The organism is Skermanella sp. (genome assembly GCF_059503625.1).
Genome location: NZ_JCACHA010001110.1, coordinates 1 through 5,415, shown reverse-complemented (window position 1 = coordinate 5,415; position 5,415 = coordinate 1). Strand labels below are relative to the sequence as shown.

At 63.9% G+C, this 5,415-nt stretch carries 6 protein-coding genes; 2 read left to right on the top strand and 4 right to left on the bottom strand.

The window, feature by feature from the left end; all coding sequences use genetic code 11:
* The coding region (locus AC5JJ6_RS39850; RefSeq protein WP_496047356.1) for a DUF3734 domain-containing protein at positions 1-791 on the top strand (791 nt) is incomplete at its 5' end.
* A 12-nt stretch (positions 792-803) separates the two neighbouring features.
* Here the strand turns inward: AC5JJ6_RS39850 and AC5JJ6_RS39845 are convergent.
* Positions 804-1,067: a hypothetical protein gene (locus AC5JJ6_RS39845; protein ID WP_496047355.1), complete on the bottom strand. Its 264-nt coding sequence runs from the start codon at positions 1,065-1,067 to the stop codon at positions 804-806.
* Positions 1,068-1,282: 215 nt separating this feature from the next.
* On the opposite strand from AC5JJ6_RS39845, the gene AC5JJ6_RS39840 reads away from it, so the two are divergent.
* Positions 1,283-2,974 carry a glycoside hydrolase family 13 protein gene (locus AC5JJ6_RS39840; RefSeq protein WP_496047354.1) on the top strand — a complete coding sequence of 564 codons (1,692 nt, stop codon included), beginning with the start codon at positions 1,283-1,285 and terminating at the stop codon, positions 2,972-2,974.
* On the opposite strand, the gene AC5JJ6_RS39835 is transcribed toward AC5JJ6_RS39840, so the two are convergent.
* From AC5JJ6_RS39835 to AC5JJ6_RS39825, 3 genes are all read right to left on the bottom strand, one after another.
* Positions 2,959-3,933, bottom strand: coding sequence for a GDP-L-fucose synthase family protein (locus AC5JJ6_RS39835; RefSeq protein ID WP_496047353.1), 975 nt, complete (start codon positions 3,931-3,933; stop codon positions 2,959-2,961). The two genes, AC5JJ6_RS39840 and AC5JJ6_RS39835, sit on opposite strands and share 16 nt — an antisense overlap.
* Positions 3,934-4,126: 193 nt before the next feature.
* Positions 4,127-4,684 (bottom strand): response regulator, encoded by a 558-nt coding sequence (locus tag AC5JJ6_RS39830; RefSeq protein WP_496047352.1) that lies wholly within the window; start codon positions 4,682-4,684, stop codon positions 4,127-4,129.
* Positions 4,681-5,415: sensor histidine kinase (locus AC5JJ6_RS39825; protein WP_496047351.1), on the bottom strand; the 735-nt coding region annotated here is incomplete at its 5' end. The genes AC5JJ6_RS39825 and AC5JJ6_RS39830, both read right to left, overlap by 4 nt.

Here is a 5,415-nt window from a genome sequence, read left to right as displayed (position 1 = left end):
GAGCGTTCATGGGGACGAAGATGACCATGGGTTCCGAGAACGCCGGTTACTACTCGACGGCGCCGCTGGCGAAGACCCTGGCCGACCTGATCGACCCTGGATACCTGAATGCCGGAAAGCCCCGGCTGACGGTGGGCGCCGCCAATGTCCAGAGCGGCGAGATGCACTACTTCGACAGCCGCAAGGCGCCCCTGTCGATCCGGCACGTGATGGCATCAGGAGCACTTCCCCCCGCCTTCCCCGCGATCCGGATCGACGGCGAGCTTTACTGGGACGGCGGCATCCTGTCGAACACCCCCGTCGAAGCCGTGTTCGACGACAATCCCCGGCGGAACGGCGTCGTCTTCACGGTCCATATCTGGAACCCCAGCGGACCGGAACCGGACAGCATCTGGAAGGTCATGAGCCGCCAGAAGGACCTTCAGTACTCAAGCCGCGCCGCCAGCCATATCACCCGCCAGAAGCAGATCCACCGCCTGCGCCACGTCATCGCGGAACTGGCGGAACGGCTGCCCCCCGATCTCCGCAACGATCCCGAGATCCGGGAGCTTACCGCCTATGGCTGCCTGACCCGTATGCATGTGGTGCGGCTGCTGGCCCCGCCGCTGGCGGGCGAGGACCATTCCAAGGACATCGACTTCAGTCCCGAAGGCATCCGGGCACGCTGGGCCGCCGGCTATGCCGATACGGCCCGCGTGCTGGCCCAGGCACCCTGGATGCATCCCTACGATCCGATCGAAGGCTTCATCCTGCACGACGCCAGCATGGGCAGGATGATCAAGGAAGGCTGAGGGCTGGGGTTTTCAGCCGGCGCGGAGCGCGTTGGGAATGGCGTGGACGCGGACGTTGCCGACGCCGGCCAGAACGGCTTGCAGGCGGGCGGCCGTCTTGTTGCCGTCGGCTTCCTGCTTCGCCACGGCGCAGACGGTCAGGAGGCCGCCGTCTTCGGCCTTGATGAGGATGTGGTCGGCGTGGAAGACGCCTTCGTTCTCGGCGATCAGGCCGTTGCCCTTCAGGCGGCGGCGCAGTTCATCGATGCTGATGGATTCGGAATTGATGGCCGTCATGCTTATGGAATCCCCATTCGTGGAACAGGCGGTAAGGCAGTCCGTGGAAAGAGGATAGTGCATCGCAGCATACACGCCGATGACACATCGGTTAAATATTTCATCCATTCGGCGGGATTCCGTCGGGGCTACCGTTGCGGCCATTCATGACTATCCATTGTTGAAAAACCGGGATGAAACCCGACATCACGGCGAACACAGACCGGGGAAGAGCCATGACCACGAAGTGGTGGAAGGAAAGCGTCGTCTACCAGATCTACCCGCGCAGCTTTCAGGACAGCAACGGGGACGGCATCGGCGACCTGCGGGGCATCATCGGCCGGCTGGATTACCTGAAGGAACTGGGCGTCGACGTCGTCTGGCTGTCGCCGGTCTACAAGTCGCCGAACGACGACAACGGCTACGACATCAGCGACTACCAGGACATCATGGACGAGTTCGGCACGCTCGCCGACTGGGAGGAACTGCTGGCGGAGATGCACGCGCGCGGCATCCGGATGGTCATGGACCTCGTCGTCAACCACAGTTCCGACGAGCATGCCTGGTTCGTCGAGAGCCGCAAGAGCAAGGACAACCCCTACCGCGACTTCTATATCTGGCGGCCGGCCAAGAACGGGCGAGAGCCGAACAACTGGGAATCCTTCTTCAGCGGCTCGGCCTGGCAGTACGACGAGACAACCGGCGAATACTACCTGCACCTGTTCTCCAGGAAGCAGCCGGACCTGAACTGGGAGAACCCCGCCCTTCGCAACAAGATCTACGAGATGATGCGCTGGTGGCTGGACAAGGGCATCGACGGCTTCCGGATGGACGTCATCACGATGCTGTCCAAGACGCCGGGCCTGCCCGATGCGCCGGTGATCGGCGACAAGCCTTACCACTGGGGCGGCCAGTACTTCATCCACGGTCCCCGGCTGAACGAGTACCTGAGCGAGATGCACCGGGAGGTGCTGTCCAGGGGCGACATCCTGACGGTCGGAGAGGCCGTCATGGCGACGACCGAGCACGCCATCGACCTGACCAACGAGGAGACCGGCCACCTCAACATGCTGTTCCAGTTCGAGCACATGGACCTGGACCGCGACCCGCACAGCATGTCGGCCAAATGGGCCTTGAAGCGCTGGGACCTGCTGGACCTGAAGCAGGTCATGACCCGCTGGCAACGCAACCTGGAAGGCAAGGGCTGGAACAGCCTGTACCTGTCCAACCACGACCAGCCGCGCTCGGTTTCCCGCTTCGGCGACGACGGCTATCACAGGGTGGCGTCGGCCAAGCTGCTGGGGACGTTCCTGCACATGCTCCAGGGCACGCCCTATGTCTATCAGGGTGAGGAGATCGGCATGACCAACGTCCGGTTCTCGTCGATCGACGACTACCGCGACATCGAGACGCTGAACATGTACCGGGAATTCGTCCACGACCGGGGCATCGACCCGGCGACCGTCATGGCCGGCATCCACGCCAAGAGCCGCGACAACGCCCGGACGCCGGTCCAGTGGGACGACAGCCCCAACGCCGGCTTCACGACCGGAACTCCGTGGATCGGCGTCAACCAGAACTACCGGGAGATCAATGTCCAGGCGGCGCTGGCCGATCCCGACTCGATCTTTCACTACTATAAAAGACTGATCCGGCTGCGGAAGGAGAACCCGGTCATCGTCCATGGCCGCTACGACCTGCTGCTGGAAGCGCATACCGAGATCTACGCCTTCACCCGCACCCATGGCGACGACCGCCTGCTGGCGATCCTGAACTTCACCGCCAACCAGCCGGTCTTCGCCCTGCCGTCGGGCATCGCGCATTCGGGAACGGAGCTGGTGATTTCCAACTACGAGGTCGATGCGGCGGAAGACATAGCGCTGCTGACGCTGCGTCCCTACGAGGCGCGGGTCTACCGGCTGACCTGAGCGCCGCCGCGCACGTTCCCTGCCCCGGTCTGCCTGTACCAGCGATAGGTCGCGGCCAGACCGTCGCGCAGCGGCGTCCCTGCGGTCCAGCCGAGCGACTTGAGGACGCCGGCGTCGAGGACCTTCCGGGGCGCGCCGTCCGGCTTGGAGGGATCGAAGTCGAACCGGCCCCGCCAGCCGATCGCCTCGGCCAGCATTTCCGCCAGTTCCAGCACCGAGACGTCCTGTCCCGTACCGATATTGACCGGCAGGTCGCCGGAGTAGTGCCGAAGCAGGAAGACGGCGGCATCGGCAAGGTCGTCGACGTGAAGGAAGTCGCGGCGCGGCGTCCCGGAGCCCCAGATCCGGACGCCGTCCGCCCCTTCGGCCAAGGCACGGTCGATCCGCGCCATCAGGCCGGGGACGACATGGCTGTTGACCGGATCGAAATTGTCGCCGGGTCCGTAGAGGTTGGTCGGCATCGCGGCGATGAAGTCGCAGCCATGCTGAAGCCGGTAGGCCTGACACAGCTTGACGCCGGCGATCTTGGCGACGGCATACCACTCGTTGCTGGGTTCCAGCGGACCGGTCAGCAGAGCGCTTTCGGTCACAGGCTGCTCCGCCAGCTTCGGATAGATGCAGGAAGAGCCGAGATACAGCAGCCGCGTCACGCCGCAGCCCCTGGCCGCATGGATGACGTTGGCCGCTATCGCCAGATTGTCGTAGATGAAATCGCCGGGCAGGGAGGAGTTCGCGACGATGCCGCCCACCCTGCCGGCCGCCAGCACCACGGCATCGGGCCGGTTGGCCTCCATCCAGTCCTCGACCATCGACTGGCGGCGGAGGTCCAGGTCCTTCCTGCCGACGGTCAGGATTTCGCATCCCTCGCGCGCCAGCCGGCGGACCACCGCCGAACCGACCATGCCGGCATGCCCGGCCACCCACACCCGTCGTCCGGTGAAGTCGAAAAGCTCCCGCATGGGCAGAGTTCCGGCTACGACAAAATCAAGATGGACGCACAATAGTATTCAGATGGGCCGCGATGCAATTACTTTATAATTTTCAGCTAAAGGCTGCGCTTTGTGCTTATGAACAAATACAGTATGACAGCTCCCGATATATACAGACCCCGGTATATACTGGCGTGGCCGTCGCGGGTCTCCGCCCCAAGCCTCAGCTCGCGTGGAGGGACCGGCGGGTGTCGGCTGCCGCTTCCAGCTCTTCGTCCCGGCGCTCCTTCTCGATCCGGTCGTTTTCCAGCCGGGCGGAGAAGGACAGGACGTATTGCTGCAACTCCCGCGCCTGGAACGGCTTGGCAAGGAAGAAGAGACGGTCGGCCGGGGGAACGTCGTGGGTGATCTTGCGGGCGTCGACGCCCGCAAAGCCGCTGACGATCACGATGTTGATCAGGCTGTCCAGCGCGCGGATGCGCTTGGCGGTTTCCAGTCCGCTGATGCCGGGGGGCATGCGCATGTCCAGGAAAGCGGCGCCGAACCGCCTGCCCGCCGCCAGTGCGTCGCGGACATGGGCGACGGCGGCTTCGCCCTGCCGGACGCAGCACAACTCGACCTCCGGCGTCGGCGGCATGTCCGCCGGTCCGAACAGCTGTTCCTCCAGTTCGGTCATCCTGTCGCGCCGAGGCGACAGGTCGTCGATGACGTAGCGGTAGCTGTCCAGCAGCATCGGTTCGTCATCAGCCACGAGTACTCGGAACGGTTCACTTGCCTTCATGCGCTTTCTCTCAACTCTTCGAACTTGAACACACGCTTCTTGACCGGCAGCCGGACGACCATGGTGGCGCCCCTGCCTATCCCCTCGCTGGTCGCCCAGATGCCTCCGCCCATGCCGGCCAGGCTGTTGGCGCACCAGTGCAGGCCGATCCCGCCGCTGTGGGCGCGGCGGGTCGAATAGCCCCGCTCGAAGATGCGGTCGAGCTTGTCCTCGGGAATGCCCTGCCCGTCGTCGGTGAAATGCAGTTCCACCATATCGCTGCCGTCGCTGGTAACGACCTTGCCGTCTATCATGATCTTTCCCGCGGTGCGTCCTCCCGCCATGATCGCTTCCTCCGCGTTGACCACCAGATTGCCGAAAACCTGGGTCAGGACGACATGGTGTCCGCGTACCTGCGGCAGCTTTCCAATCCCCGCAGCGACTTCGATCTTTACGGCGTCACCATGCTGCAACAGCTTGGACGCCTCTTCGATCACGCCGACGACGTCGATTGTCTCAACCTGACGTTTAGCACGGCTGAACCGCTCATGGTCATAGAAGATCTGTTCGATATGCGTCGCCTGATCGCCGATCACGCTGAGATCGGTCTCGATGGTGGAGTGACTGGTCCGCAGATGCTCCATGCAGGCCTTCAGGTACGTCACGGCCAATTCGCAGTCGCGCCGGTCCGCCGCGGCCTCGGCGACCTTGGCCACCGCCGCCTCCATCTTGTCCAGATGCGCCATGTCGAG

What these genes read in the sequence shown, in the direction of transcription:
- AC5JJ6_RS39835 (WP_496047353.1), bottom strand. Translation starts at nt 3,933, where the DNA reads ATGCGGGAGCTTTTCGACTTCACCGGACGACGGGTGTGGGTGGCCGGG.
- AC5JJ6_RS39845 (WP_496047355.1), bottom strand. Translation starts at nt 1,067, where the DNA reads ATGACGGCCATCAATTCCGAATCCATCAGCATCGATGAACTGCGCCGC.
- AC5JJ6_RS39830 (WP_496047352.1), bottom strand. Translation starts at nt 4,684, where the DNA reads ATGAAGGCAAGTGAACCGTTCCGAGTACTCGTGGCTGATGACGAACCG.
- AC5JJ6_RS39840 (WP_496047354.1), top strand. Translation starts at nt 1,283, where the DNA reads ATGACCACGAAGTGGTGGAAGGAAAGCGTCGTCTACCAGATCTACCCG.